This is a genomic window from Agrobacterium sp. 5Ca50 (genome assembly GCF_055381905.1).
In genome coordinates this window covers 497,732-523,641 of sequence record NZ_AP026438.1, presented here as the reverse complement: position 1 = coordinate 523,641, position 25,910 = coordinate 497,732, and the positions used below count along the sequence as shown (strand labels likewise).

Sequence of the window (25,910 nt, the reverse complement as noted above, 5' to 3'; positions counted from 1 at the left end):
AGGGAGCATAACATGGCTCAGACATCCGGCCTTATGGCTGGCAAACGCGGCCTCATCATGGGCGTTGCAAACAACCGCTCAATCGCTTGGGGCATTGCCAAGGCTTGCGCCGATGCAGGTGCCGAGCTTGCATTGACTTGGCAGGGCGACGCTTTGAAAAAGCGCGTTGAACCGCTGGCACAAGAGCTGGGCGCGTTCATGGCCGGCCACTGCGACGTGACGGACCTCGGAACAATCGATGAGGTTTTTGCTGCGCTGGAAAAGCATTGGGGCAAGATCGACTTCGTTGTTCACGCCATCGCGTTTTCCGATAAGGACGAGCTGACGGGCCGTTACCTCGATACAAGCCGTGACAACTTCAACCGCACGATGGACATTTCGGTGTTCTCGTTGGCGGCTGTTGCCAAGCGCGCAGAGCCTATCATGAATGATGGCGGCTCGATCATCACCCTCACCTATTACGGTGCGGAAAAGGTCATGCCGAATTACAACGTCATGGGCGTTGCAAAGGCTGCTCTCGAAGCCAGCGTTCGTTACCTGGCGGTTGATCTTGGTAACCGCGGCATTCGCGTCAACGCGGTTTCGGCCGGCCCGATCAAGACGCTTGCTGCATCCGGCATCGGTGACTTCCGTTACATCCTGAAATGGAACGAATATAACGCGCCGCTGAAGCGTACCGTGTCCATCGAAGAAGTCGGCAAGTCTGCGCTTTATCTGCTGTCTGATCTTTCGACCGGCGTTACCGGCGAAATTCATCACGTCGATTCGGGTTACCACACCATCGGCATGAAGGCCGTGGATGCGCCAGACATTTCCGTAGTGAAAGACTGATTGAAATACGCCGGAAGGCGGCGAAAGGATACGCGTGCTTATCTATGTAATCAGACATGGACAGACCGACTGGAATGCCGAACGCCGCCTTCAAGGGCAAAAAGACATACCGCTGAATGACTTCGGGCGCAGCCAGGCGGTTGCAAACGGCAAGGCGCTGGGCGACCTGCTTGGTGATACTGTCTCGCAGTTTGATTTCGTGGCCAGCCCGCTTGGCCGTACACGCGAGACAATGCAGCTTATCCGCGGCGCGATGCAGCTACCTGCACTCGACTATAGAACCGACGATAGACTGGTCGAGATTTCCTTTGGAGACTGGGAAGGCCGCACGCTGCCCGAGCTGAAACTGGAAGTGCCTGACCGCGTTAAGGCCCGAAACCGGGCTAAATGGGACTTTATCCCGCCAGGTAAACATGCCGAAAGTTATGAGATTCTCTCATGGCGCATAGGGGCATGGCTGTCGTCTGTCGACAAGCCAACGGTCTGTGTCTGCCACGGCGGCGTTATCCGCTCAATTTTCAGGCTGGTCACGGGAATGGATACTGCAGTTGCGGCTAACACGGAAATTCCGCAGGACCGAATCCTGAAAATTTCGCTTGCCGATAAGACGGCTGACTGGCTGTAATCAGCCAGTCCTTATTCTTCAAAACAGGTCGATGACTGCGGCGTTACTGGACGACTTCCAGATCGTCAACGACGCGCTTGCCATCAACTTCGGTGTAGAACACGACGACCTTTACGCCGGCCTTCAGCCCTTCGAAGTTAAACTCCTCCGGTACCTTGTAGTTCTTGCCATCGCTTAGGGTAATGGTCAGGCCATTTTCGTCGACCTTGCTGATGGTGGATTCGACATCCGCACTTTGAGCGAAGCCGTTGATCGGAGACAAGAAGCTTGCCGTCGCCAACAGTGCTGCAATCATCAAACGCATCGACTTAACCTTCCCAAGCGCATTCGCCATCAAAACCTGTGACAAGATTTGCCTCCTGATTGTGGCGGAATTCGCCCGTAACAATGACATTTTGGCGCAATTGATGACCTGAATTTTTAGTGCAATCAAGCGGCCGCAAAGAGATTTCCCCACCATCCCGTGCCAAGTAAAATTTCAAGTCTAAATTAACTCGCGTCCACTATAGTGCGAGCCTGGGTAAAATGAGAATGCCTGTGAAATCTGTGCTGTATTGCGCAGTATTTCCGTAACACGGCACACTTTTTGGCGAGGAGAGTTTTCCCGATTTGAGTGCGGCATCTTTTTTCCAGCAAAAATATACGGGCATTTCACGTACTTATCGCGGTTCAATTGTCGCATCGGTGTTGCTTTCCTGCATTGTGATTATCGCCGTTCTTGTCGTGGACATGCGCCATGATGAGAATTTCCGCACCGAATTGCGGACCACGGCGCATAACTTGTCACAGCTTTTGCACAACAGATTATCTGCACGCATTGATCATGACGTCAGCCTGATCCGCTCGCTGGCCCATTCCACGATCAATGTTTCCAACGATCCGGTTGAGCGGTTTGGCAGTCTCGCCGAACATAACCTGAATTCCAGCGGCCATTTCATCAGTATCGGGCTTGCGCCCGGCTACCAGCTGCAGAACATCTACCCCGCCCAATGGGTCTCAGATTTTCCGAAAGAGAAAATCAGGCAGATGATGGAAAAGCGGCTTGAGGAAATTCGTGAGGGAACATCTGCCGATACCAAGCTGACTGCACCGATCATGAGCAATGCAGAGGATGGTGCCCTTATTCTCGTCGTTCCGATCATGGACAGCGAAACAGACCAGGCTAACGGCCATGGCGCGGTCGTTCTTGTTATCGACCAGGACAAGTTTCTGGATGCGGCGAACGCCCATCCCGACAATGATATTGCCCGCGAAATGGACGGGTTGCAGGTCGCGCTGAAAAACAGCAACACATCCACGGCCTTCATCGGCGCAGATCATATCGTCAATTCGCAGCCTGCTATCAGACAGCTGAATATCCCCGGTGGTTCCTGGGACATCATGGCCAGCCCCAAAAAGGGTTGGGATGCCTTGCCTGAAGGCAAAGGCACCTTCCGGCTTATGTTGTCGTCCGCTGCAATTGCGATGATCCTGCCGATTTTTATCGCGAGCTTCCTGATTTCCGAACGCAACCGCAACATTGCTGTGCTTCGCGCCCGTGAAAGCCGATTGCAGGAAATCTCCCAACGCTTCAAGCTGGCGATGGAATCCTCCAACATTGGCATCTGGGAACTGGATGAACATGGAGAGCGCTGTTTCTGGGACGAGCGTGCCTCCGGCCTGCACGGCCTCCAGATGCTGGAACAGGATGTTTCGCTGCAGAGCTGGTTAAGCATGATTGTTCCGGAGGACCGCGCGGCCACGGAAGCCTACGTCTTTAACTGTATGCTCGGCACCAAGACCTTCTCGCAAATCTACCGGTTGAAACTGGCGGACAACTCCATCCGTTATATTCGCTCAGCCGGTGCCAACTACACCAGACCGGATGGCACACGACGCACGACCGGAATTGCCTGGGATGTGTCTGCCGACAGCATGATGGCGCAAAATCTGCGCGATGCGATGTCGACCAGTGAAATCAAAAACGCGGAACTTGAACTTGCCCTGCAGGAGCTGTTCAGCCGCGAACAGGATCTGGAGCAACTTTCTGGTCGTCTGGACCTTGCACTTGCATCCTACCAGTGCGGCACATGGGAATCGCGTCTCAACCAGAACGGGGCAATTTGGGACAAACGCATGCACCAGCTTTACGAGCTGGACTATGTTGGCGACGGTCACGTGACCCGTGAGCGCTGGTTGCAGTGCCTTGTGCCGGAAGACCGAGAGACTGCGGCTGGACGCGCTGACACGTCTACCGCCAACAACACGCAGTTGTCAGATATCCAGCGTGTCCGCCTGCCCTCTGGCGAGGTGCGTTACGTCCGGTCCGTGGGACAGATTTACAGAGGGCGTAGTGGCGAGGGAAAAATCGTCGGTATTGCCTTCGATATTACCGCCGACATGCTGCTGGCGCAGCAGTTACAGACCGCCAAGGAAGATGCGGAAGCCAAAAATGCCGAGTTGGAAATTGCCAAGAACCGCATTGAGCATAACTCGCTGCATGACCCGTTGACTGGCCTTTTCAACCGCCGCAAGCTAGACCTTGAACTGGATGCGCTGCCGCAACGGGAGGTCAAAAGCCGCAACCGTTTTGCGATCATCCATCTGGATCTTGATCGCTTCAAACAGATCAATGACACGCTTGGCCACGCGGCCGGCGACGCCATGCTTATTCACGCTGCCAAAATCCTCAAACAATATGTGCATCAGGACGATCTAGTGGCGCGTATTGGCGGCGACGAATTTGTGATTGTCGTGCAGAACAATTGCGACCGCGACACCCTGAAGGAACTGTCGCTCAATATCATCGATGCTTTCCGCCAACCTCTGGATTTTGAGGGGTTCTCCTGCCGTTGCGGTGTTTCCATCGGCATTGCATTTGGTGAGGGCATACATGCAGATGCCCGCAAGACGCTGATCAATGCCGACCTTGCCCTTTACCGTGCCAAAAGCATGGGCCGTAACCGCTATGAGTTCTTTACGCAGAACCTGCAGGCTGAGGTTATCAACACCAAACGTATAGCCGATGAGATTCTGGTCGGCATCGAAAACGGCGAGTTTGAAACCTGGTACCAGCCACAGTTCTGCGCCAGGACCAGGCAGATTGTCGGCGCTGAAGCCCTGATACGCTGGCGCCATCCGACACGTGGTATCGTCACGCCAGACAAGTTCCTGAAAATCGCCGAAGACCTTAACGTCATGGCATCGCTTGATCGGCAGATGCTGGAAACGGCGCTGACCGACAAACGCCTGTGGAACCTGAAGGGCATTACCCTGCCCCGCGTTTCGGTGAACGTGTCGCTGCGGCGCCTCAACAACGAAAATCTGATGGAAAGCCTGGCTGATTTGAACATCATGCCCGGTGAAGTGGCGTTTGAGCTGGTGGAGTCGATCTTTCTCGATGAGAGCGAACACCTCGTCTCATCGAATATTGAAAGGATCAAAGCACTGGGCATTGATATCGAGGTCGACGACTTCGGTACAGGTCACACCTCGATCGTCAGTCTGCTGCGACTGAAGCCGAAGCGTCTTAAGATCGACCGTCAGTTGGTCATGCCGATTCTTGAGGCCTCGCAGGAACGCGCGCTTGTTCGCTCGATTATCGACATTGCCCGCTCGCTCGGCATCGAAACCGTGGCGGAAGGCGTGGAAAGCATGGATCATGCCACCATGCTGGCGCAGATGGGATGTGACCTCTTGCAGGGTTATGCCTTTGCCAAACCGCTGAGCGCAGAAGACTTTTCCGCACAAGCAAAATCTGGCGTCTGGTCGATGGCCTCCTGAGGCTTGATTGCCGTTTCTCTTGCCGCACGGGAAGAAAGGCTTTTGCCTTCTTTCCTTTTTCCACTATGACAGCTTTGCTTTCATCAACAAGGCGGCCTTCACACATGGCCGCGATTGCCTTGGTCTGAATACATGTCGCACAATACTTTCGGTCATCTTTTCCGCGTTACCACCTGGGGCGAGAGCCACGGTCCAGCCTTGGGATGTGTCGTTGACGGCTGCCCTCCCGGCGTCCGTTTTACCCAGCGTGACATTCAGGATTATCTCGACAAGCGCAAACCCGGCCAAAGCCGTTTTGTGACGCAGCGTCGTGAAGACGATATCGTCAAGATACTCTCCGGCGTGATGCTGGATGAGGATGGCGAAACATTCATTTCCACCGGCACTCCAATTTCCATGCTGATCGAAAATACCGATCAGCGCTCTAAGGATTACGGCGAAATTGCCCGCCAATATCGGCCGGGGCACGCCGATTACACTTATGATCTGAAATACGGCATTCGTGATTACCGTGGTGGTGGCCGCTCTTCGGCGCGAGAAACAGCAGCCCGTGTGGCGGCCGGCGGCCTGGCGCGAAAAATTCTGCCACAGGTCACTGTGCGTGGCGCACTGGTGCAGATCGGCAAACACAAGATCAACAGAGATAACTGGGACTGGAACCAGATCGACCAGAACCCGTTTTTCTGCCCGGACGCAAAGATGGTTCCGGTTTGGGAAGAATATCTCGACGGCATTCGCAAAGCCGGTTCGTCGATTGGTGCGGTTGTCGAAGTGGTCGCTGAAAATGTGCCAGCCGGACTGGGCGCGCCAATCTATGCCAAGCTCGATCAGGACATCACCAGCAATCTGATGTCGATCAATGCCGTAAAGGGTGTCGAGATCGGTGAAGGTTTCGCCGCTGCCGAACTGACCGGTGAAGAAAATGCCGACCAGATGCGCATGGGCAATGACGGCAAACCGATTTTCCTTTCAAATCATGCTGGCGGTATTCTCGGCGGCATCTCGACCGGTGAACCGATCGTTGCACGTTTCGCCATCAAGCCAACTTCCTCCATTCTAACGGAACGCCAGTCGATTGATGCTGACGGTAAGAACGTCGATCTTCGCACCAAGGGTCGTCACGACCCCTGCGTCGGTATTCGCGCTGTGCCGATTGGTGAGGCGATGGTGGCATGCACTGTTGCTGATCATTATCTGCGGGATCGTGGCCAGACCGGCCGTCTGAAGTAGGGAACTGAACATGGCCTATGATCAAAAGCGTGTCGTTGAAGCAATCCGCGCCTTCGAAGCCGGTGAGATCGTTGTTGTCATGGATGATGATGATCGTGAAAACGAAGGTGATCTGATCGTTGCTGCCGTGCATTGCACGGCAGCAAAAATGGCCTTCATCGTGCGCCACACGTCGGGTATCGTTTGTGCGCCCATGCCACGTGAGGAGGCGAAACGCCTGAACCTCAATGCGATGGTGGCAGAAAACGATAGCGCCCACACCACGGCCTTCACCGTGTCCGTCGACTTCAAGCACGGCACCACGACCGGTATTTCTGCCGATGACCGTACATTGACGGTTCGCAACCTTGCCAATCCCAATGTCGGCGCGGCCGACTTTACCCGCCCCGGCCACATATTCCCGCTGGTGTCGCGTGAAGGCGGCGTTTTGATGCGCTCCGGCCATACCGAAGCAGCCGTTGATCTGTGCAAGCTGGCGGGCCTGCCATTGATTGGCGTGATCAGTGAACTGGTCAATGATGACGGCACCGTTATGCGTGGCCCGCAGGTTTCAGCTTTTGCCGAGACCCATGGCATGAAGCAGGTTTCGGTTGCCGATCTCATCGCTTATCGCCAGCGCAAGGAAACGCTGGTGGACATGGAATCTGAATTTACCATCGAAACGCCCTATGGTCCTGCCAAGGCGCAGACCTATTCGCTGCCTTGGGATCCGATGCAGCACATGGCGATTATCTTTGGTGATATCCGTGACGGCGTCGATATTCCGGTGCGTCTGCATCCTGAAAATGTTGCTGATGACATTTTCGGCAACAAGCAGCCGGTGCAGCACTATATGCAAAAAATTGCTGAACAGGGCCGCGGCGTGATCGTTTACCTGCGTGAAGGCTCTGTCGGTGTTGGTCAAGCAAGTGACCCAAGCCGCAACCGCAAAAAGACAGCCATTGACGAGGATCATGCACAGGCTCGTTCACGCGAACATGAGTGGCTGGAAATTGGTCTAGGCGCACAAATCCTTAAAGACCTCGGCATTAGTTCGATCAAGCTCTTGGCTAGCCGCGAGCGTCACTATGTTGGCCTTGAGGGTTTTGGTATCAATATCTCAGAGACCGAAATCTGCTGATTGCAGAGTTTTAGATTACCGGTGAAAGGGGATCAGTTCCCTTTCCAGCCCTCCAGATAATTGACGCTCTCGACACCGGTAAATCGTGCCAGCCGTTTCAGCTCGGCATCCAGCTTGTCAAAACGCCCGGCAGAACCGCGTACACCCGGCTCCAGCCACAAGCGCTTTACGTCCAACGTTCCGCGCTTGCGATCCGCCTTCATATCGATGCGGCCGATCATCTGGTCCTTTTCCAGCAACGGAAACACGTAATAACCGTATTGCCGTTTGGCTTCGGGTACGAACACTTCGATACGGTAGAAAAAGCCAAACAGTCGTTCCGCCCGAGCGCGGTCGCGTAGCAACGGGTCGAAAGGGCTGAGGACACGAATGCCACTTGGCGGCTCAGGCACTGCCTGCAAATCATCCTCAATGTCGCGGAAGGCGACACAGGCACGCAGTTTTTTACCATCAGCTGACGCAAGGATCACATCGGTCAATTCATTGCGGTGGCTGTCAACCCAGGCCTTAGCTTCCTGCGGTGTCACGATATCCCAGAAGGCAGCGATTTCGCCCGAGGTTGCAAAACCAAGCCGTTTGAGTGCCTCGCGGCAGGCCCAGTCAAGAAACGCATCATGATCGACATCCGATTCGTGGTGATCAGGGTGTAATACCCGTTCCGTCAGATCATAAACCTTCTGGAAGTTCACCCGGCCAGAAATCGACAGCTTGCCGGTATGCCACAGAAATTCCAAGGCAGTTTTGGAAGGATGCCAGTTCCACCAACCGCCCGACTTATGATCCTCGGCCTTCACGTCACGTGACATGACCGGACCGTTCTCCACAATCCGTGCGTAGGTTTCGTCAACAGCCTGACGGAACCCCTCGCCCTGCCATCTGGTCCAGCGCTCAATCATACCCGGTTCGCGGCGGCGGAAACGGTGTTTCCAATAGGGAAAAAATCGAGACGGCAGAATGGAGGCATCATGCGTCCAATGCTCAAAAAGCAACCGATCCTTTTCCAGAAGTTCGGTCAGATGCTTGGGTTTGTAGGTGCGGTTGCGTGAAAAGATGATCTGATGGTGGGCGCGCTCGACGGTGGCGATACTGTCCACCTGAACGAAGCCGATATTATCGACAAGCTGCAACAGGCCCTGTTTGTCCATGGCACGTGCAGGCGCGGCACAAAGCCCCTGCTTTGCCAGAAACAACCGTCGTGCCATCTGATTTTCAATCTCAATCGCCATGGTCGAAACGTTAGTGCGATAAAATCTGAAAATCAATGTTCTTTTTTTGTTCTTAATCATCACCCCTGCTGAACCCTTTACAGGTCCGTTCAGATGCTCCACACGTTCCGCGTAAGCTTGAACAAGAATGATCGTATTTCAGGAGACGTGGCGGTTGGACATCTGCTTTAACCAGGCGGGCGCACGGTTTGAAAACCGCACTGCCCTTCACCCTCTGAGCCTGACGCTGAAAGAACACCGTATCGGTATTATCGGGTTGAATGGTTCCGGCAAAACCACCTTTGCTCGCATGATCAACGGATTGACCAAACCAACAAGCGGCACCGTCACGGTCAACGGGCTCGACACCGTCAAGGATGATGTCGCCGTTTTGCGGCAGGTCGGCTTTATCTTCCAGAACCCGCAAAACCAGATCATTCTGCCCGTTATTCGCGATGACATTGCTTTCGGATTGAAAAACCGCGGACTGAGCAAGGCGGCATTGGATGCCGCAGTTGAAGCCGTTTTGCAACGTCTTGGCATCGAACATCTGGCAAACCGTCGCGCTCATGAGATTTCCGGTGGCGAGTTGCAGCTGGTGGCTCTGGCCGCATTGACCATAACCGGCCCACAAATCCTGATCATGGATGAACCGACCAACCAGCTTGATCTGAAGAACCGTGCGCTTGTGGAAAAAACAATGGCTGGGCTGGAGCAGGACTTGATTGTCATCACCCATGATCTTGCCCTGCTGGAAACTTTCGATCGTGTGCTGGTATTCAATCAGGGTAGTCTGCATGCCGATACGTCACCTGCTAATGCCATCAGCCTCTACCGCGAATTGGCCTTGTCATGAGAAGCCTGCACGTTGAGGGAACCGGCTGGCTTTACCGTTTGTCGCCACGCATCAAACTGATTTCGCTTGCCCTGTTCAGCATTGCACTTTTCATGACGCGCGATCCCTTTCTCTTAGCCGTCGGGCTAATGGTCGGTGGTGGCGTGTTGTGGCAGGCACATCTGGGCTTGAAAGAAACCCTATCGCGGCTGCGGCCGGTCATGCTGACGATTACGGTAATCGCCTTGTTTAGCTTCGTGTTTGCCTCACCGCTGGAAGCCACCATTGCCCTTTTTCGTCTAACTGCGCTCACGCTCTTGGCAACCGCGATAACGGCAAGTGTCAGTATCTCGCAGTTCATGGACGAAATCACGCTTGCCATTCGTCCGCTGGAAAAACTGGGACTGGCCAAGGCTGCTGACATCGGCCTTGCGGTTGGGCTGGTTATTCGTTTCGTACCAGAGGTCGTTCACCGCTACGAGTTGTTGCAGGACGCCCATCGGGCACGCGGGATACGGGCGAAATTGCACACAATCCTTGTTCCGCTGATTATTATGACGTTAAAGGATGCGGATGCGATTGCCGACGCCATTGACGCGCGCGGTTTCAGAGGCCAAACCTCATCTCCTGATATTTTGAGGGGAGACTAAACCCATGAAGACCCGTGACCTCGTTCTTATTGCGTTGTTTTCAGCGATCATCATTGCGCTTGGATTGCTGCCGCCAATTCCGGTCGCCATTATCCCCGTTCCAATTACGGCGCAGTCTCTCGGTGTGATGCTGGCCGGTGTCGTGCTTGGCGCAAAACGTGGCACGCTGGCCGTGTTGTTGACGATCCTGATTGCCGCCATCGGCCTGCCGGTGCTATCGGGCGGTCGCGGAGGTCTGTCGATTTTCAACACGCCGACAACTGGTTATCTGATCGGCTGGATTTTTGCTGCCTTCGTCACCGGTTACCTCTCGGAGAAACTGGTCAATCGTCAGCAGTCCGGTCTGGTCCAAGGCGTTGGTTTCTTCATTGCCAGCGTCACCGGCGGTGTTGTGGTGCTTTATGCTTTCGGTGTGCCTTATCTGGGTTACGCGGCCGGCACGGGTCTGGAAAAAGCTTTCCTTGGTTCGCTGGCCTTCATTCCAGGTGACGTTCTCAAGGCTGTTCTGGCGGCACTTGCAGGGCGTGCAGTTCTGGCGGGTTATCCGCTTTTGCCGCATCGCGCCTGACCGTAATCCCCACATCCGATCCTTTTTTTTCGAAAAGACACCTGGATAGACCATGGCCACACGTCTTTATGAGCATCCCATTTTTCTTGAACACCTGACACCGGAGGGGCACCCTGAGCGCCCCGATCGGTTACGGTCGCTCAACATTGCGCTGGAGCACCCGAATTTCGGCGGCCTCGAGCGCAAGCAGGCGCCGCAGGCCAATGAGGACGCGGTGCTTCTGGCACATCCGGAAGAACATCTTCTGAGCGTGATGCGGGAAATTCCGGAAGAGGAAGGCCGTATCAACCGCCTTGAGGCCGACACCTATGCTTCACCGAAAAGCCTTAAGGCCGCATTGACCGGCATTGGCGCGGCTATGGCGGCGGTGGATGATGTGTTTTCCGGCGCCGCCGATAACGTGTTTGTGGCATCACGCCCTCCCGGCCACCATGCGGAGACGTCAAAAGCCATGGGTTTTTGTCTGTTCAACAATGCCGCTATCGCCGCACGCCACGCACAGAAAGTGCATGGTGCTGAACGCGTGGCCATTGTCGATTGGGACGTTCACCATGGCAACGGCACACAGGATATCTTTTGGGAAGATACCTCCGTGCTGTTCTGCTCCACGCACCAGATGCCACTTTATCCGTGGAGCGGTGACAAGAACGAAACCGGCGTGAAGAACAACGTGGTCAATGCGCCTCTGTCTCCCAACACCGGCAGCGATCATTTCCGTGAGGCGTTCAAATCCCGCATCTTGCCAGCGATCTCCGATTTTTCGCCGGACCTGATTATCATCTCTGCCGGCTTTGATGCCCATTACCGCGATCCGCTGGCGCATATCAATCTGGTTGGTGATGACTTCGACTGGGCAACGGGCCGACTTCTGGAGATGGCGGACAAATATTGTCAGAACCGGGTCGTCAGCCTGCTTGAAGGTGGTTATGATCTGGAAGGGCTGGCGGAATCGGCGGCCATGCATATTTTGAGAATGATGAAGGGTTGAATATGACGGACACGACCAGCGCAACCGATGTTAGCAGCTACTCTTTCGAGAAAGCTGTCGCGGAACTGGAAAGCATCGTGGCCCGTCTTGAACGTGGTGATGTTGCACTTGATGATTCCATCAAGATTTACGAACGCGGCGAAGCCCTGAAAAAGCATTGCGAAAACCTGCTGACCGCCGCAGAAAAGCGCATCGAAAAAATCCGCCTTGATCGGAATGGTGCACCACAGGGTGTTGAGCCGCTCGACGGCGAATAAGTCGTTCAGGCGGATTTCCGCTTTAAGTTGATCGGTTCAAAAACAGTACACGCTGTTCACAAGACGTGCTCTGCCAATTTCGTTCATCTGTGCTAGTTTGCCGGGAAATAAGAAGGAAAATACACGATGTCCTTTTTTCCCGGGAACGATCCTGCCGCCGGTGATGCATTCAGTTGCGACGCGATCGAAAACTTGATCATTCCGCGCTCGAGTGATATTGGCGGTTTTGCAGTGCGCCGGGCACTGCCCACCCGGCAAAGACGCCTTGTCGGGCCATTCATCTTTTTTGACCGTATGGGCCCTGCCATTTTGAAAGCCGGTGAAGCGCTGGATGTGAAGCCACACCCGCATATCGGCCTTTCAACTGTCACCTATCTGTTTGACGGCGAGATCAAACATCGCGACAGCTTGGGGACCGAACTGGTCATTCGCCCCGGCGATATCAATCTGATGACGGCCGGTCGTGGCATTGTTCATTCGGAGCGCACACCGGAGAACCTGCGCGGGCATCCGCTTTCGATGTCCGGCTTGCAGACATGGCTGGCGCTGCCCGATCATCTGGAAGAAATGGCACCGGCCTTTGCCCATACCGGGCGTGAACATATGCCTGATATTGATGTCAAAGGTGTACGCGGCCGTGTCGTTGTTGGTTCGATGGGTGGACTGGTTTCGCCGGTTACAACCTATTCCGATACACTCTACGCTGATATCAGCCTCGAACCCGGCGTTACATTCCCGTTCGACGCGATGCATGAAGAGCGGGCAATCTACATTCTTTCCGGTTCTCTGGATGTTGCTGGCGATATTTTCGCCGCCGATCAGTTGCTGGTGTTTCGCCCCGGCGACAATATAACGCTGAAGGGCGGACAAACAGGCTGTCATATCATGCTGTTTGGCGGGGCTGCCCTCAATTCCAAACGATATATATGGTGGAACTTCGTTTCTTCATCAAAAGAACGTATTGAACAGGCCAAGGAAGAGTGGAGAACCGCCCGGTTTGACATTGTTCCGGGTGATGAAGAAGAGTTTGTTCCTTTGCCGCAAGGTTGACATTTTGTAGAAGTGGACCAATTGCTCAGACAGAATTTCGCAATACATGGATTTGCGATAATTTATCTGCTGCTGGAGCCATCTGAATAAAGGCCGGACGATTGACCGTATTGCCAGAAACACCATTGCTTGACCGGGTGCAGTTTCCATCCGATCTGAAAACGATTGAAGACCGCGACCTGCCCCAACTGGCACGGGAACTTCGCGATGAAATGATCGATGCTGTCTCCCGTACCGGTGGCCACCTCGGTGCTGGCCTTGGTGTGGTTGAGCTGACCATCGCTATCCATAAGGTTTTCAATACGCCTGAAGATCGGCTTATCTTCGACGTCGGGCACCAGTGTTATCCGCACAAGATCCTGACCGGACGTCGTGACCGTATTCGCACGCTGCGTCAGGAAGACGGTCTTTCTGGTTTTACCCGTCGGGCCGAAAGCCAATATGACGACTTTGGTGCAGGTCACTCGTCCACGTCGATTTCTGCCGGTCTGGGCATGGCTGTGGCAGCCGAACTCGACAAAAGCGACCGCAAGGTCATTGCTGTCATCGGTGACGGCTCAATGTCTGCCGGCATGGCCTTTGAGGCGCTGAACAATGCCGGTGCACTCGATGCGCGCCTGATCGTTATTCTGAACGACAACGACATGTCTATTGCACCGCCAACCGGTGCGATGAGCGCCTATCTGGCGCGTCTGGCGTCTGGCCGCACCTATATGGGCATCCGTGATTTCGGCAAGAAGCTGACCGCCTATCTGGGCAAGACCATCGACCGCGCCATTACACGCGCCGTCACTCATGCCCGCGGTTATGTAACTGGCGGCACGCTGTTTGAAGAGCTTGGTTTCTACCATATCGGCCCGATTGACGGTCATTCCTTTGACCATCTGCTGCCAGTGCTGCGCAATGTGCGCGACAACCAGCAAGGGCCTGTACTCATTCACGTGGTGACACAAAAGGGCAAGGGCTACGCCCCTGCCGAAGCTGCGGCCGACAAATACCACGGCGTCAACAAGTTCGACGTCATTACTGGTGCGCAGGCCAAGGCCAAGCCCAATGCACCGAGCTACACCAGCGTATTTGCTGAAGCGCTGGTGCAGGAAGCGACGCTTGACGAAAAGATCGTTGGCGTTACCGCGGCCATGCCAAACGGCACTGGCCTCGACAAGCTGTCCGATCTCTTTCCGTCGCGGACCTTTGATGTCGGTATTGCCGAACAGCACGCCGTTACATTTGCAGCCGGACTTGCTGCGGATGGTTACAAGCCGTTCTGCGCGCTTTATTCGACATTCCTGCAGCGCGGTTACGACCAAGTCGTCCATGACGTTGCCATTCAGGGCCTGCCTGTGCGCTTCCCCATCGACCGCGCCGGGTTTGTTGGTGCCGATGGCCCAACCCATGCCGGTTCATTCGACACCACATTCCTTGCCACCCTGCCCGGCATGGTGGTCATGGCAGCCGCTGATGAAGCCGAACTCAAACATATGGTGCGCACAGCTGCCGCCTATGATGAAGGTCCTATTTCCTTCCGTTACCCGCGTGGTGAAGGTGTTGGCATTGAAATGCCAACCCGTGGTGAAATCCTTGAAATTGGCAAAGGCCGTGTCATCAAGCAGGGTAGTAAGGTTGCCATCCTGTCATTTGGGACACGGCTTGCCGAATGCCTGATGGCGGCGGAAGATCTTGACGCCGCCGGACTTTCGACAACGGTTGCCGATGCACGATTTGCCAAGCCGCTGGATCTCGACCTTATCCGCCAACTTGCCAGCCATCATGAAGTCCTGCTTACCATTGAAGAAGGTTCTGCGGGTGGGTTCGGTGCCCATGTGCTGCATTTCATGGCCAGTGCCGGTCTCCTGGATACGGGCCTCAAGGTTCGCACTCTGACATTGCCAGACCAGTGGGTTGAACAGGCCAAGCCGGAAACCATGTATGCCAATGCCGGGCTTGACCGCGCTGGCATCGTCAACACTGTGTTCAAGGCACTGGGCCAGGCACAGCCGGGTACGGGTTACGCCGGTTAACGCCGGCGTCCTTCCCTCCATCATGCCATGGATGACATGGAGGCACATCGTTTGCGAGGGGCAGGATGCCTCCGCAACGTGCTTTAGCGCAAAGATCAACCCTCCATATTCGATACATTGATTTTGCAGCAAACGGGACGTCACACCCGGTGTTGCAGACATGTTCCCATGTCCAGGCAGGCAGTGCGCAACACCGAGCGGGGGTTTCGCACTGCTGCTTGAAAGCAGAAACGCCGTGCCTCCAGTCGGACGCACGGCGTTTTCGGATCTTCGTATGGAAACCATGACGCTGTAAGTAATTGCCTACAGCGCTTTCAGGAACCGCTTATCAGAATTCTGTCCAATCCTGCTCAGCGGCTTTGGCTGTGCTTTCTGCCGGTTTGGCATTAAAGGCACGTGCCAGTGTCTGTCCCAGGGAACGGGCTGGTGACGCAGCCGGACGCGACGTTTCAGTCGCCGCAATCGGGCCACGGCTTGTCACTGTTTTTCTGACCACTGGCTGAACCGGTGGACGCACTGACGACGACTGGCGGTGGGATGATGTTCCCGTCGCAGCAACGCGGTTGACGACACCGATATTGAACTGGCCAAGCAACGTGTTCAGGCCTTCGGCTTCACGGGCCAGTGAATGGCTGGCTGCCGTCTGCTGTTCGACCATGGCAGCATTCTGCTGCGTGCCCTGGTCCATGGCATTGACGGCCGTGTTGATTTCCTGAAGGCCAGTGGACTGTTCGCGAGCGGCAACGACAATGGCGCTGACATGCGTACTGATTTCAGCGACGTCGGAGACGATCTTTTCCAGCGCCTTGCCGGTTTCATCAACGAGGTTCACACCGTTTTCGACCTGTTGGCTCGAAGCGGTGATCAGCGACTTGATTTCCTTTGCAGCATTGGCGGAACGCTGCGCCAGTTCACGAACTTCCTGCGCAACAACCGCAAAGCCCTTGCCTGCTTCACCAGCACGCGCCGCTTCAACACCGGCGTTCAGCGCCAGAAGGTTGGTCTGGAAGGCGATGTCATCGATAACACCGATGATGTTACCGATTTCACCCGAAGACTTTTCAATTTCCTTCATGGCTTTGACGGCATTACGCACCACCACGCCAGACTTTTCGGCACCTTCACGGGTACGCTGTACGAGGTTGCCTGCTTCTTCCGCACCACGGGCAGAATCGCGAACTGTCGTTGTAACTTCCTCCAGAGCAGCGGCCGTCTGTTCGATCGATGCAGCCTGTTGTTCAGTACGTCGGGAAAGGTCATCGGCAGAGGACAACATTTCAGCAGCGCCAGAGTTGATGGCGGAAGCATTTTCGCCAACCGAGCGCAGCGTCTGCTGCAGCTTTTCAAGCGAATTGTTGAAATCGTTTCTAAGCGAGTCCAGACGCGGGGCGAACTGCTTTTCAATACGATAGGCGACATTGCCGTTGGAAAGAGCCGTCAGGCCATTCGCGAGTTCTTCAACCGCTACGTTGTTCTCAGCATCTTCGCGAGCCTTTTCAGCTTCGTTTCGGCGACGTTCATCTTCCGACGACAGGCGCATTCTTTCGGTCTCGTCGGCAAGACGCAGCTTTTCGATACCGGCCTGTTTGAAGACCAGAACGGCCTGCGCCATTTTACCGACTTCGTCCTTGTGGTCGAGTGCCGGCACTTCGACAGTGTTGTCACCCTGTGCAAGGCGGCTCATCGATTCCGTCATCTGGACGATTGGCGTCGCGATAGCGCGTGCCAGAAGCAGGATCAGGGCAATGGCAATCACGCCAGCAACTGCACCGCCGCCAAGAAGCGCCATCTGCAGGTTAAACTGTGCGGCGTCCTGTGCCGCATAGTGTGATGCAGACAGTTCAGCAAGCTGCGATTTGATGGTCGTCGCATTGGTGCGGAAGCCATCCAGCTGACCCTTGGCCTGGTTACGGCCAATTTCAATGATCTCGGAAATCGGCGCTTCCGTCGTCTTGCGCGCAGCAATCTGTGGCTCGGCAAGCTGCTTGTGGAATACCGTTGCCGATGCTTCCATCGCATCGATCGATTTAATGATCTCTGGCATGCCGGCTGCATAAGTGCGGGCTTCATTGAGCTTGTTCAGCATCAATTCGCGGTTGGCGAATACGTCATTGTATGTGCTGTCGCTGCGGAACAGCAGGAATCCGCGCTGGTTGACGGCCTGCTCAAGCATTGCTGCGAGCGCCGCATCCACCGACTCGACGATCTTGTCAGTTCTGAACTGTTCTTCGGAAATACGCTTCGTATCAAGTGTCTGCCAGAAAACCACGGCAGACGCCACGAGACAGACCCCCATCAAGGCGACGAAGGTTATGATCAGTTTCAAATTGATCGAGAAATTCTTCAAGGACATTGAATGCTCTTTCCGGAACAGTTGATGTATCAACAGCACCATGCCCGACGCTCAAGAACCCCGGTGTCGCAACATGGATTTTTAGAAAATGCCCTCATGGCAAATCGGCGGGATTAAAGGCAGCCAGCCAATCGCACCTTGCAGATAGCGCGTTTAAAATCACTTAATCGGCCACGCAAAAGCGCCCGGATTTCGCGTATGCAGCAAAATTATAGGTCAGAACAAACCATTTGCGTTGCAAAGATGATGCCCATCACCGCCATATGGTTGTCAGATCGGTGTTCGCCTCGACAAAAGGCTTGCGTTCAGGGCGCACCGCAGTCATTGACACTTCCCATGTCTCACTCAACAGAAACACAACGCCTAGACCAGTTGCTGGTGGCACTTGGTTTGTTTAGCAGCCGTTCGCGGGCGCGCGATGCCATTGAACGTGGCACGGTCAGCGTCAACGGGCAGGTGGTCACCAAACCAGCTGCGATGTTTGCAGCCAACGTGGCCATCAGCACCGCGGACCCTGCGCAGGACTATGTCTCGCGAGCAGCGCTGAAACTCGTGGCGGCACTCGACCATTTCAAACTCGATCCGCGCGGCCAGGAATGCCTCGATGTCGGTGCCTCGACCGGCGGCTTTACCGAAGTGCTTCTTGAGCGCGGTGCAGCCCATGTAACGTCAATCGATGTCGGCCATGGCCAGATGCACGCCCGCATTGAACAGAATCCGTCGGTGACCAACATCGAAGGGCTCAATGCGCGTTACCTGACAGCGGAAGATATTTTCGACCGGCCGGTAACGTTTATTGTCTCGGACGTTTCCTTTATCTCGCTAAAGCTGGCGCTTGCGCCTGCGCTGGAGCTTGCCGAAGCTGGCGCCCACACAGTGTTGCTGGTCAAACCGCAATTTGAAGCGGGCAGAGATGCCATCAGCAAAGCCGGACTACTCAAGGCGCCAGAAACCGCGCCTGATGTTGCACGCGAACTGGAGCGATGGCTGGTTGAGGACATGGGCTGGCTAAGCCTTGGCCTCATTCCCTCGCCGATCGCAGGAGGAGACGGAAACATCGAATTTTTGCTCGGAGGCCAAAAGCCATGACAACGCAAACGGTGAAAATCCAGAGCATGGGCGCGCAGGGCGACGGCATTGCACACTGTCCCGACGGCACCGTCTATGTCCCGTTCAGCCTGCCCGGCGAAACCGTCGCCATTGCGCGAGTTAAGGACCAAGGCACGATCATGTCGATTTCGGAAGCTTCTGCGCAGCGACGCGAACCGCTCTGTCGCCACTTCGGACCGGATGGTCAGGGCGGCACCTGTGGCGGCTGTTCGCTGCAGCACATGGGTGATGAAGCCTATCACGAATTCAAGCGCGATCTCGTCGTTTCTGCCTTGAAGGCCAAGGGCCTGACACCTGAGGTCGATGCTCTGGTGACCTGTCAGCCCAAACAGCGTCGGCGCGCGGTCTTTGCCCTGCGCAAAACCGAAAAAAGCATGCTTCTCGGTTTCAGCCAGGCAGGCAGCCACCACATCGTCGATATTGCAGAATGTCCTGTCACTTCGGATGGCATTGTCAGCCGACTGAACGATCTTCGGGCCATTGGTACAGCCATGGTTCAGAGTGCCGAACCATTCCGCATGACGGTGCTGGAAAGCCTGTCGGGCCTTGATGTCGCGGTCGAAGGCATAAAATCCATCAATGACAAACAGCGCCATCTACTGACTCAGACCGTTTTGGCGATGAGAGGCATTGCCCGCGTTTCGTTGAATGGTGAAATCCTCATCGAACCGCAAAAACCGGCGCTAAAATTTGGCAAGGCCGAGGTTAACCCGCCGCCCGGCAACTTCACGCAGGCAACCATTGCTGCTGAGAATGCGATGGCGGACATCGTGGTTGACCATTTTGGCAAGGCCAAGCGTGTGGTTGACCTGTTTGCAGGTTGCGGCACGTTCTCATTGCGCCTGGCGGAAAAATCGCAGGTTCTCGCGGTTGAAGGCGATGACAAGGCCATCAAGGCACTGGATGCCGGTGCTCGCAAAACACAGGGCTTGAAACCCGTCAAAGCCGAAAAACGTGACTTGTTCCGTCGGCCATTGATGACAAGCGAGCTCAAGACTTTTGATGCCGTTGTGTTTGATCCGCCACGGGCCGGTGCAGAAGCGCAATCGAAAGAGCTGGCACGCAGCACCATCAAAAAAATCGCTGCGGTCAGCTGCAATCCGCTGACGCTGGCACGCGATCTGTCCATTCTGGTGGAAGGTGGCTACCGCATCGTGCGCGTTGTGCCTGTGGACCAGTTCCTGTGGTCACCCCATGTGGAAGCGGTGGCACTGCTCGAAAAATAGGGTGAGTGCAGCACGCTCACCCCCAAAGATCTCTTTTTACCAGACTGGCTGAAGGTTGCCGCTCCCGACAATGCCCGGGCAGCGGCAGCGCCCGCCTGCCCGGCCGGTTTCGACACGGCAGACATAGGGTTGCGAGCGCCGTGCGCTTTCTGGCGGCGTGATCACGCAGGCAAAACGTGCGCGGTTGTTTTTTTGACGATCTGGGCGTGACTGCGAAGAGTTAAAATCCATGTTCTGAGACTGCGCCAGCAAAACATCACTGTTTGGCACAACAGACATGGCTGGCATGTCACGGCTTTCGGCGGCTGTGGTGAGCAGCAGCGCCATGCAGGCAAGGGCAATTTTACGCATTACATTGGTTCCCGAATAACCGATCATCCTGGCTTCAACACCCGTTTAAGCGTTTGGTTGCCAGCGGCATTCTTTTACCGCCTTCAGCATTAACGGCGCATGAAAGCCTCAAAGGCAGCCCGCGCTTCTGCACTTTTCAGGCGAGAACTGAAATGGGCAAATTCCTCATCCATTCTCTGCAGTTTTTCCTGCTCGCTTCCGCGCAGCAGGTCGCGTGCAATGCGCAGAGCCTGCGGTGGCTTGGCTGCCAGTTTGCGGGCGATTTCCAGCGTTTCCGTTTCCACATTCTCGGGCTCGGTGACTTTCCAGATCAGGCCAGCCTCAAAAGCCTGTTTTGCCGAAAACCCCTCCCCTGCCACCAGCAACGCAAAAGCACGTTGGTGGCCCATAACGCGTGGTGCCAGCAGACTGGACGCGGCTTCTGGCACCAGCGCCAGATCGACGAAAGGCGTTTTGAACAGGCTGCGTGACGATGCGACCGTCATATCGCAATGCAAATGAAGCGTCGTGCCGATGCCAATCGCCAAACCATCAACACCGGACACCAAGGGCTTTTTCGCTTCCGCCAGCGCTTTGATAAACTCAAAACCTGCGGGCGGTTCCACCGCCTGCCCCATGCCATAGGTCAAGAAGTCGGCCATGTCGTTGCCGGCCGAGAAACAGCCTTCCGTGCCGAGAAAAACAACAACCCGCACGCCCTCGTCTTCATTGGCAGAATTCAGTGTTTTCACCATACGACGATACATTGCCTGCGTTATCGCGTTTTTTTTCTCAGGCCGGTTAAATCGAATGACGAGAACGCCTGATCCGTCCTCAGACCTTTCCACCACGATATGGTTATCCTGCACGGCATTCCTCCCACGACCTTACACACCACGTTTTCACGTATGGTTTTCAGAAATAATTTATTTTTACGTAAACGTCAATTTACTGATGAGATTGAATTCCCATTGAGCACCAATGGCTGTCGAGCCAATGCATAAAGCACAAAACAAAACTCCGCCCGGTTTGAAACCGGACGGAGCTTGATTGACATCTCTGGGATGCGGATCAGAAATACGGCGACAGGCACTGACGGCGGGGGCCGTAATTTGGCTGGAACGTATTGCTATAGGAATCATAAGACCGGTAACGGGCCGAGCACCAGTCGTAGTGACGTGGATTGATATTGCCCGTAGGAACCGGGCGATAAACTGGTTCCGGGCGATAGACTGGCGCAGGACGATAGACCGGGGCTGGTCTGTAGGTCGGAGCGGCCATAGCGCCGCCAATCACCGCACCCGCCGCAAATGCAGCAAGCGGGAACCAGTAACCGTCATGATGACGATAGCCCTGACGAGGCTCGCGATAACCGCGATAACCGTTGTAATAGCCACGGCGAGGGCCGCGATCATAGTCGCGGTAGTACTGCACATTAACCACGTCGGAGTTAACGCTGGGTTGGCTTGGAACCACCGGCAGCGGCATGGCTTGCGCCGGTGCGATCGCTGTTACTGCAACAAGTGCAGCAAAACCGGCACCGGCAATTTTCTTGAGGTAGTTACTCATCTGACTTCTCCCTACTCTGGGCAAGTCTGCACCAACAGAGCGATAAACGTTATTTGTTCTACCGAACTACATCTGCACCACGCAGGTCTATCCGGAATTTATATTACGAACATATTTCAGTTCGCATGAACCCAGCATTAACGAATGAAATCGCAGGAAAACCCGTCTTTTAAAAAATTAACCCGCGATTGAATCGCGGGTTAATAAATTCTGTTTATCGACCATAAGGCGACACACACTGAGCGCGTGGACCGTTATAGGGCTGATAGGTGTTGTCGTAAGCGCGGTAGGATCTCCACCGGTTGGCGCACCAGCTTGTGTGGCTGTTGCCATAAGATGGCTGGCCCTGCTGCATAGCGCCACCTATAATGGCACCCGCAGCAAACGCTGCCATGGGGAACCAGTAACCATTGTGATAACGATATCCGGGACGTCTGTCGGAATAACCACGGTGGCCATTGTACCAGCCATAGCGTGGACCGTTATCTCTTACTCGTGGTCCGTCCCAACGATCACGGGGCGAAACATTTCGGCCGTGTCTCGGTATATACCTCGGCATATCTACAATATTGCCATTCCGATCCCGGCCTAGGCGCTGAAACTCATCCCTCACCTGAACAGTAGGTAACCGATTATCGTCTGGCTGCTGCACAGTGGGCATCTGGAATGCCTGAGCTGGAATAACGCCGCTTAGGCACATCACGATCGCCGTAGCAACGCTTGTCGTACGAAATCGCATCATGGGTATTCCTCCATAGTAAATCGTCAATGACGAAACGAAGTTCTTTTGAGGGCATGCACTTACCAGACGACTATCGCGGGGAGTACACTAACTTCAAATTCAACTATAGAGAAACGAGCTTGATAGGACTTTGTTCCGCAACATTGCGATAACCAAAGTAAAAATCATGTGATTGTATTCAGACCTCAACTTTTACATCACCCAGCGGCCGTGAGCAGCACGCAAGAATATAACCTTCCTCGATCTCCTCATCGAGAATGCCGCCATTATGGGCCATATCGACATTACCGGAAAGTTTAAGCACCCGGCAGGTTCCGCAAATACCGGATTCACATGCTGCCCCTATACGAACACCGGCAGCACGTGCGGTGGTCAGAATTGTCTGTCCCGGCTGGCAGAAGGCTTCCTTGCCGGCAAGCGTGAAGGTGACTGTGGACAGCACCTCACCATCTGCACCAGCGATAACTTCAGCCAGAGGCGGCGGCGCGGCCGGAGCGAAACTTTCCTGATGGTACCGACTCATGTCGAAACCAGAGGCTTCCAGCAACGAGCGTACCGCTGTCATGAACGGTTCCGGACCGCAACAAAACACCGTGCGATCCATGAAGTCAGGCGCAAGAAGTGCAATCTTGGCCTTATCCACCATGCCCTTAAGGCCGGACCAGAGGTCTGTGCGCCCGCAATTTTCAACGATGAAGCCGAGCGACAGTTTCGGCATAAAACGCGCCAGATATTCCAGCTCGTGCCGGAACACGATATCGGAGGGCGAGCGAGAGCAGTTTAGGAAGGCGATATCGCTTTGCGGCGCGCGATCACTCATGTCGCGCACCATCGACATCATCGGAGTGATGCCGGAACCCGCCGAGATGAACAGATATTTGTCGCCGGGATGTTTCACATAGGAAAAGTCACCGAATGGCCCCAGCGCCCGGATCTTCATGCCCGGTTTGAGGTTGTCGAACATCCAGCGCGTGCCGATACTATTGGCCTGCGCCTTCACCGTCACCGACAATGCATAGGGCCGTGAGGGGCTGGATGACAGCGTGTAGGTGCGCAATAGCACGTCGTTGCCGACAGGAAGCTCCAGCGTCACAAATTGACCCGGCATGTAGCGGAACCAGTTCGGCTCTTCCGAGCGAAACAGGAACGTCATCACATCTGAAGTTTCCGGTGTCGCGGACAGGCATTCGAGAAGGTGGAGCTTGTCGCTCCACGGCTTCATTTCGTCGAGATGTTTATAAGAGAGCACCATGTTCACGTCAGGCAACCACTGCGAGTTTTGCCTTGTCGCCCTGCAGGCGATCAATCATGAAATCCGCATACCAGTTGACGAATTGCATGACACCGCCTTCATGAACCATGGAGTAGGGTCCCGGCTCATAGGCAGGTGAGCGAATACCAAAGGCATTTTCTTCCACGATCTGGCGATCCTGGTCATTGGTCTCGTTCCAAACGTGGGTCAGTTCCTCGATATTATAGTCCACCCCTTCAACCGCATCCTTGTGCACCAGCCATTTAGTGGTGACCATGGTTTCCTCGGGCCCAAGCGGTAACACGCGGAAGGAAATCGTGTGATCGCCCAGGAAGTGGTTCCATGTTGTTGGATAGTGGAACAGCAGCAATGCGCCGATGTGGCTGATCGTGACATCATCCGAGAGCTGACGTCGCACCGCACGCTTGCCGGACATTGTGTAGCTTTCTGCGTCGCCAATCAGCGGCATACGCGCGACACGGAACTGTCCACGTGGATCAATCTGGAAGCGGCTTGGCAGGCCTGCGTCCTCACACCGTGACCAGTGACCGCCAATTTCGGGGTCATCAGCGCCACCATCCGTGCCTGTTACACTTGGGTTTTCCGGGTAGGTACGGCACAGTTCCGGGTGGTTTGCCGCGCAGTGGTAACATTCGCGGTTGTTTTCCCACACCAGCTTCCAATTACCCTTTTCAATGATCGTGCTTTCATGGGCGATCTTCGCATCGGCAATGCGATGCGGGGCCATGTAGCCCTCGACCTGCGCACGCACCAGCGAGAAATCTAACGGATCTTCGGCAAGACAGATGAAGATGTAACCGGCGACACTTTCGCAGGCGACCGGCTTAAGACCAAATTCGCTCTTGTCGAAATCATCACCCATATGGCGGGCAAACAGCAGTTTGCCATCCAGATCATAGGTCCATTGGTGATATGGGCAAACGAGACGTGCCGACTGTCCCTTATGGCTGGTGCAGACCCGAGAACCGCGGTGGCGACAGGAGTTATGGAAAGCGCGGATGACACCATCTTTGCCGCGCACGATGACCACGGCATAATTGCCGATCTGGACGGTGAAGTAATTGCCAGCCTTCGGCGCTTCGCAATCATGTCCGATAAACAGCCAGTCACGGTACCAGATTGTTTCCATATCAAGCTGGAAATAATCCTTGTCGATGTAAAATGGCTGCTCAAGACTGAAGCCTTCCCGACGGTTCTTCAGCTGGCGCAAAACGGTGTCACGCAAATCCATGGCCACATTCCTCATTGGCAAAACAGAATGTCGAAGAGGTACTCCAACTGCTGTTTCAACGGCATGTGAACATCTAATCACGCCTGAAAGAGCGCAGGTGCGCAAACAGCGACATGGTTTTCCGCATTGGCGACAATTTGCGACATGGCGAAACAATGCCGTGATCTACATCATTGTTTATAATCAATAGTTTAATTAGATTTCCGACACACGAAGTCGCAACCAGACATGCCACCTGTTCAGAAAATCACCGGAAACCGTGTATTAACTCCTTAAATCTAAACTGATGTCCCAGTGACCATGGAGAACCTGTCGCGTGGAACAGGCAACACGTATCCGTTATTACGACGCCAGTGCGCGCAAGAAGGCCCCCGCCCGTGCGCGCAATATGCATTCGGAATTCCTGCGGACCGGACGCATCCTGCGTTACGAAGAACGCTGGTTGCCCGACGAAAAGCGTTACATGACGCATGACGAGGTTGCGGACCGTACCGGTCGCAAGCTCGAAACGGCGGGATACAAGACGCACTCCCACCTCAACAATTTCCACCGGTCCATCCAGTTCCCGAGCATGATCTTTCACAAGACGCTCGAAGACAGTCCGCATCTTGGCTACTGCCACGTGACGGCGTCGAAAACCAGTTTCGACATGCGCCGACAGATCCTGTGGTCGTTCTATTTTGCGAATTTCTTCGCGGAAATCGGCGGTGACAAGGACGGCTTCTTCGTTGAGATTGATCCACGCTATTCCCGCATGTATTTTGCCATCGCGATGAACGCGGTCAACGGCCGCAGCGTTGAGATCGATCGTTCGGTTCACAAGGACGGTCTGCTGTTTCGCACGCATGACCCCAAGGTCGCGTTGAAAAACGTGCTGACGCTTGGTGCGCGTACGGAAGAAATGCGCAAGCTCATCATGGCGATGTAAACAGAC

24 protein-coding genes are annotated in these 25,910 nt (G+C 54.8%); 15 read left to right on the top strand and 9 right to left on the bottom strand.

Annotated elements, in window-relative coordinates; translation table 11 throughout:
* Positions 1 to 12 precede the first annotated feature (12 nt).
* Together fabI and ACZ5FM_RS02460 are read left to right on the top strand one after the other, a co-directional pair.
* Positions 13 to 831: an enoyl-ACP reductase FabI gene (fabI, locus tag ACZ5FM_RS02465; protein WP_192487166.1), complete on the top strand. Its 819-nt coding sequence runs from the start codon at positions 13 to 15 to the stop codon at positions 829 to 831.
* Positions 832 to 865: 34 nt separating this feature from the next.
* On the top strand, positions 866 to 1,456 hold the full coding sequence (locus tag ACZ5FM_RS02460; RefSeq protein ID WP_464039599.1) for a histidine phosphatase family protein: 591 nt from the start codon (positions 866 to 868) through the stop codon (positions 1,454 to 1,456).
* A gap of 43 nt (positions 1,457 to 1,499) precedes the next feature.
* On the opposite strand, the gene ACZ5FM_RS02455 is transcribed toward ACZ5FM_RS02460, so the two are convergent.
* Positions 1,500 to 1,760: a DUF1344 domain-containing protein gene (locus ACZ5FM_RS02455; protein ID WP_192487853.1), complete on the bottom strand. Its 261-nt coding sequence runs from the start codon at positions 1,758 to 1,760 to the stop codon at positions 1,500 to 1,502.
* Positions 1,761 to 2,065: 305 nt separating this feature from the next.
* On the opposite strand from ACZ5FM_RS02455, the gene ACZ5FM_RS02450 reads away from it, so the two are divergent.
* The 3 genes from ACZ5FM_RS02450 (at position 2,066) to ribB (ending at position 7,568) form a co-directional block, all read left to right on the top strand.
* A complete protein-coding gene (locus tag ACZ5FM_RS02450; protein WP_464039598.1) occupies positions 2,066 to 5,218 on the top strand; it encodes a bifunctional diguanylate cyclase/phosphodiesterase in 3,153 nt (1,050 codons plus the stop codon).
* 132 nt (positions 5,219 to 5,350) lie between these two features.
* Positions 5,351 to 6,448: a chorismate synthase gene (gene aroC, locus ACZ5FM_RS02445; protein ID WP_464039597.1), complete on the top strand. Its 1,098-nt coding sequence runs from the start codon at positions 5,351 to 5,353 to the stop codon at positions 6,446 to 6,448.
* A gap of 10 nt (positions 6,449 to 6,458) precedes the next feature.
* On the top strand, positions 6,459 to 7,568 hold the full coding sequence (gene ribB, locus ACZ5FM_RS02440; protein ID WP_464039596.1) for a 3,4-dihydroxy-2-butanone-4-phosphate synthase: 1,110 nt from the start codon (positions 6,459 to 6,461) through the stop codon (positions 7,566 to 7,568).
* A 32-nt stretch (positions 7,569 to 7,600) separates the two neighbouring features.
* On the opposite strand, the gene ACZ5FM_RS02435 is transcribed toward ribB, so the two are convergent.
* On the bottom strand, positions 7,601 to 8,794 hold the full coding sequence (locus tag ACZ5FM_RS02435; RefSeq protein WP_464040413.1) for a winged helix-turn-helix domain-containing protein: 1,194 nt from the start codon (positions 8,792 to 8,794) through the stop codon (positions 7,601 to 7,603).
* A gap of 154 nt (positions 8,795 to 8,948) precedes the next feature.
* Here ACZ5FM_RS02435 and ACZ5FM_RS02430 point away from each other — a divergent pair, with 154 nt between their 5' ends.
* The 7 genes from ACZ5FM_RS02430 to dxs all read left to right on the top strand — a co-directional run bounded on the left by ACZ5FM_RS02430 (position 8,949) and on the right by dxs (position 15,142).
* Positions 8,949 to 9,629, top strand: coding sequence for an energy-coupling factor ABC transporter ATP-binding protein (locus tag ACZ5FM_RS02430; RefSeq protein ID WP_464040412.1), 681 nt, complete (start codon positions 8,949 to 8,951; stop codon positions 9,627 to 9,629).
* Positions 9,626 to 10,258 (top strand): CbiQ family ECF transporter T component, encoded by a 633-nt coding sequence (locus ACZ5FM_RS02425; protein ID WP_275640645.1) that lies wholly within the window; start codon positions 9,626 to 9,628, stop codon positions 10,256 to 10,258. The genes ACZ5FM_RS02430 and ACZ5FM_RS02425 overlap by 4 nt, the downstream gene beginning before the upstream one ends.
* A gap of 4 nt (positions 10,259 to 10,262) precedes the next feature.
* Complete coding sequence (locus ACZ5FM_RS02420) at positions 10,263 to 10,826, top strand: biotin transporter BioY (protein ID WP_250983183.1); 564 nt, start codon at positions 10,263 to 10,265, stop codon at positions 10,824 to 10,826.
* A 52-nt stretch (positions 10,827 to 10,878) separates the two neighbouring features.
* Positions 10,879 to 11,814, top strand: coding sequence for a histone deacetylase family protein (locus tag ACZ5FM_RS02415; RefSeq protein ID WP_464039594.1), 936 nt, complete (start codon positions 10,879 to 10,881; stop codon positions 11,812 to 11,814).
* Positions 11,815 to 11,816: 2 nt separating this feature from the next.
* Positions 11,817 to 12,071 (top strand): exodeoxyribonuclease VII small subunit, encoded by a 255-nt coding sequence (locus tag ACZ5FM_RS02410; RefSeq protein ID WP_192487158.1) that lies wholly within the window; start codon positions 11,817 to 11,819, stop codon positions 12,069 to 12,071.
* 126 nt (positions 12,072 to 12,197) lie between these two features.
* Positions 12,198 to 13,121 (top strand): pirin family protein, encoded by a 924-nt coding sequence (locus tag ACZ5FM_RS02405; protein WP_250983185.1) that lies wholly within the window; start codon positions 12,198 to 12,200, stop codon positions 13,119 to 13,121.
* A gap of 101 nt (positions 13,122 to 13,222) precedes the next feature.
* Entirely contained in the window at positions 13,223 to 15,142 is a 1,920-nt protein-coding gene (gene dxs / locus ACZ5FM_RS02400; protein WP_464039593.1) for a 1-deoxy-D-xylulose-5-phosphate synthase, read from the top strand.
* Positions 15,143 to 15,470: 328 nt separating this feature from the next.
* On the opposite strand, the gene ACZ5FM_RS02395 is transcribed toward dxs, so the two are convergent.
* On the bottom strand, positions 15,471 to 17,495 hold the full coding sequence (locus ACZ5FM_RS02395) for a methyl-accepting chemotaxis protein (RefSeq protein WP_464039592.1): 2,025 nt from the start codon (positions 17,493 to 17,495) through the stop codon (positions 15,471 to 15,473).
* A gap of 336 nt (positions 17,496 to 17,831) precedes the next feature.
* On the opposite strand from ACZ5FM_RS02395, the gene ACZ5FM_RS02390 reads away from it, so the two are divergent.
* Both ACZ5FM_RS02390 and ACZ5FM_RS02385 read left to right on the top strand, forming a co-directional pair.
* Complete coding sequence (locus tag ACZ5FM_RS02390; RefSeq protein WP_464039591.1) at positions 17,832 to 18,584, top strand: TlyA family RNA methyltransferase; 753 nt, start codon at positions 17,832 to 17,834, stop codon at positions 18,582 to 18,584.
* A complete protein-coding gene (locus ACZ5FM_RS02385) occupies positions 18,581 to 19,831 on the top strand; it encodes a class I SAM-dependent RNA methyltransferase (RefSeq protein WP_464039590.1) in 1,251 nt (416 codons plus the stop codon). Before ACZ5FM_RS02390 ends, ACZ5FM_RS02385 begins: the two co-directional genes overlap by 4 nt.
* 36 nt (positions 19,832 to 19,867) lie before the next feature.
* Here the strand turns inward: ACZ5FM_RS02385 and ACZ5FM_RS02380 are convergent, their stop codons facing one another.
* The 6 genes from ACZ5FM_RS02380 to ACZ5FM_RS02355 form a co-directional block, all read right to left on the bottom strand.
* Positions 19,868 to 20,182 (bottom strand): hypothetical protein, encoded by a 315-nt coding sequence (locus ACZ5FM_RS02380; protein ID WP_275640637.1) that lies wholly within the window; start codon positions 20,180 to 20,182, stop codon positions 19,868 to 19,870.
* Between the two features lie 89 nt (positions 20,183 to 20,271).
* Positions 20,272 to 21,030 (bottom strand): crotonase/enoyl-CoA hydratase family protein, encoded by a 759-nt coding sequence (locus ACZ5FM_RS02375; protein ID WP_464039589.1) that lies wholly within the window; start codon positions 21,028 to 21,030, stop codon positions 20,272 to 20,274.
* A 202-nt stretch (positions 21,031 to 21,232) separates the two neighbouring features.
* Positions 21,233 to 21,730, bottom strand: coding sequence for a BA14K family protein (locus tag ACZ5FM_RS02370; protein WP_464039588.1), 498 nt, complete (start codon positions 21,728 to 21,730; stop codon positions 21,233 to 21,235).
* A gap of 214 nt (positions 21,731 to 21,944) precedes the next feature.
* Positions 21,945 to 22,472, bottom strand: coding sequence for a BA14K family protein (locus ACZ5FM_RS02365; protein ID WP_250983193.1), 528 nt, complete (start codon positions 22,470 to 22,472; stop codon positions 21,945 to 21,947).
* A gap of 178 nt (positions 22,473 to 22,650) precedes the next feature.
* A complete protein-coding gene (locus ACZ5FM_RS02360; protein ID WP_464039587.1) occupies positions 22,651 to 23,724 on the bottom strand; it encodes an FAD-binding oxidoreductase in 1,074 nt (357 codons plus the stop codon).
* A 7-nt stretch (positions 23,725 to 23,731) separates the two neighbouring features.
* Positions 23,732 to 24,976, bottom strand: coding sequence for an aromatic ring-hydroxylating oxygenase subunit alpha (locus ACZ5FM_RS02355; RefSeq protein ID WP_464039586.1), 1,245 nt, complete (start codon positions 24,974 to 24,976; stop codon positions 23,732 to 23,734).
* Positions 24,977 to 25,292: 316 nt separating this feature from the next.
* On the opposite strand from ACZ5FM_RS02355, the gene ACZ5FM_RS02350 reads away from it, so the two are divergent.
* On the top strand, positions 25,293 to 25,904 hold the full coding sequence (locus ACZ5FM_RS02350) for a DUF6656 family protein (RefSeq protein WP_250983196.1): 612 nt from the start codon (positions 25,293 to 25,295) through the stop codon (positions 25,902 to 25,904).
* Positions 25,905 to 25,910: the final 6 nt, after the last annotated feature.

What these genes read in the sequence shown, in the direction of transcription:
- ACZ5FM_RS02370 (WP_464039588.1), bottom strand. Translation starts at nt 21,730, where the DNA reads ATGAGTAACTACCTCAAGAAAATTGCCGGTGCCGGTTTTGCTGCACTT.
- ACZ5FM_RS02355 (WP_464039586.1), bottom strand. Translation starts at nt 24,976, where the DNA reads ATGGATTTGCGTGACACCGTTTTGCGCCAGCTGAAGAACCGTCGGGAA.
- fabI (WP_192487166.1), top strand. Translation starts at nt 13, where the DNA reads ATGGCTCAGACATCCGGCCTTATGGCTGGCAAACGCGGCCTCATCATG.
- ACZ5FM_RS02410 (WP_192487158.1), top strand. Translation starts at nt 11,817, where the DNA reads ATGACGGACACGACCAGCGCAACCGATGTTAGCAGCTACTCTTTCGAG.
- ACZ5FM_RS02415 (WP_464039594.1), top strand. Translation starts at nt 10,879, where the DNA reads ATGGCCACACGTCTTTATGAGCATCCCATTTTTCTTGAACACCTGACA.
- ACZ5FM_RS02455 (WP_192487853.1), bottom strand. Translation starts at nt 1,760, where the DNA reads ATGCGTTTGATGATTGCAGCACTGTTGGCGACGGCAAGCTTCTTGTCT.
- ACZ5FM_RS02420 (WP_250983183.1), top strand. Translation starts at nt 10,263, where the DNA reads ATGAAGACCCGTGACCTCGTTCTTATTGCGTTGTTTTCAGCGATCATC.
- ACZ5FM_RS02405 (WP_250983185.1), top strand. Translation starts at nt 12,198, where the DNA reads ATGTCCTTTTTTCCCGGGAACGATCCTGCCGCCGGTGATGCATTCAGT.
- ribB (WP_464039596.1), top strand. Translation starts at nt 6,459, where the DNA reads ATGGCCTATGATCAAAAGCGTGTCGTTGAAGCAATCCGCGCCTTCGAA.
- ACZ5FM_RS02395 (WP_464039592.1), bottom strand. Translation starts at nt 17,495, where the DNA reads ATGTCCTTGAAGAATTTCTCGATCAATTTGAAACTGATCATAACCTTC.
- ACZ5FM_RS02390 (WP_464039591.1), top strand. Translation starts at nt 17,832, where the DNA reads ATGTCTCACTCAACAGAAACACAACGCCTAGACCAGTTGCTGGTGGCA.
- ACZ5FM_RS02360 (WP_464039587.1), bottom strand. Translation starts at nt 23,724, where the DNA reads ATGGTGCTCTCTTATAAACATCTCGACGAAATGAAGCCGTGGAGCGAC.
- aroC (WP_464039597.1), top strand. Translation starts at nt 5,351, where the DNA reads ATGTCGCACAATACTTTCGGTCATCTTTTCCGCGTTACCACCTGGGGC.
- ACZ5FM_RS02385 (WP_464039590.1), top strand. Translation starts at nt 18,581, where the DNA reads ATGACAACGCAAACGGTGAAAATCCAGAGCATGGGCGCGCAGGGCGAC.
- ACZ5FM_RS02425 (WP_275640645.1), top strand. Translation starts at nt 9,626, where the DNA reads ATGAGAAGCCTGCACGTTGAGGGAACCGGCTGGCTTTACCGTTTGTCG.
- ACZ5FM_RS02365 (WP_250983193.1), bottom strand. Translation starts at nt 22,472, where the DNA reads ATGATGCGATTTCGTACGACAAGCGTTGCTACGGCGATCGTGATGTGC.
- ACZ5FM_RS02435 (WP_464040413.1), bottom strand. Translation starts at nt 8,794, where the DNA reads ATGGCGATTGAGATTGAAAATCAGATGGCACGACGGTTGTTTCTGGCA.
- ACZ5FM_RS02380 (WP_275640637.1), bottom strand. Translation starts at nt 20,182, where the DNA reads ATGCGTAAAATTGCCCTTGCCTGCATGGCGCTGCTGCTCACCACAGCC.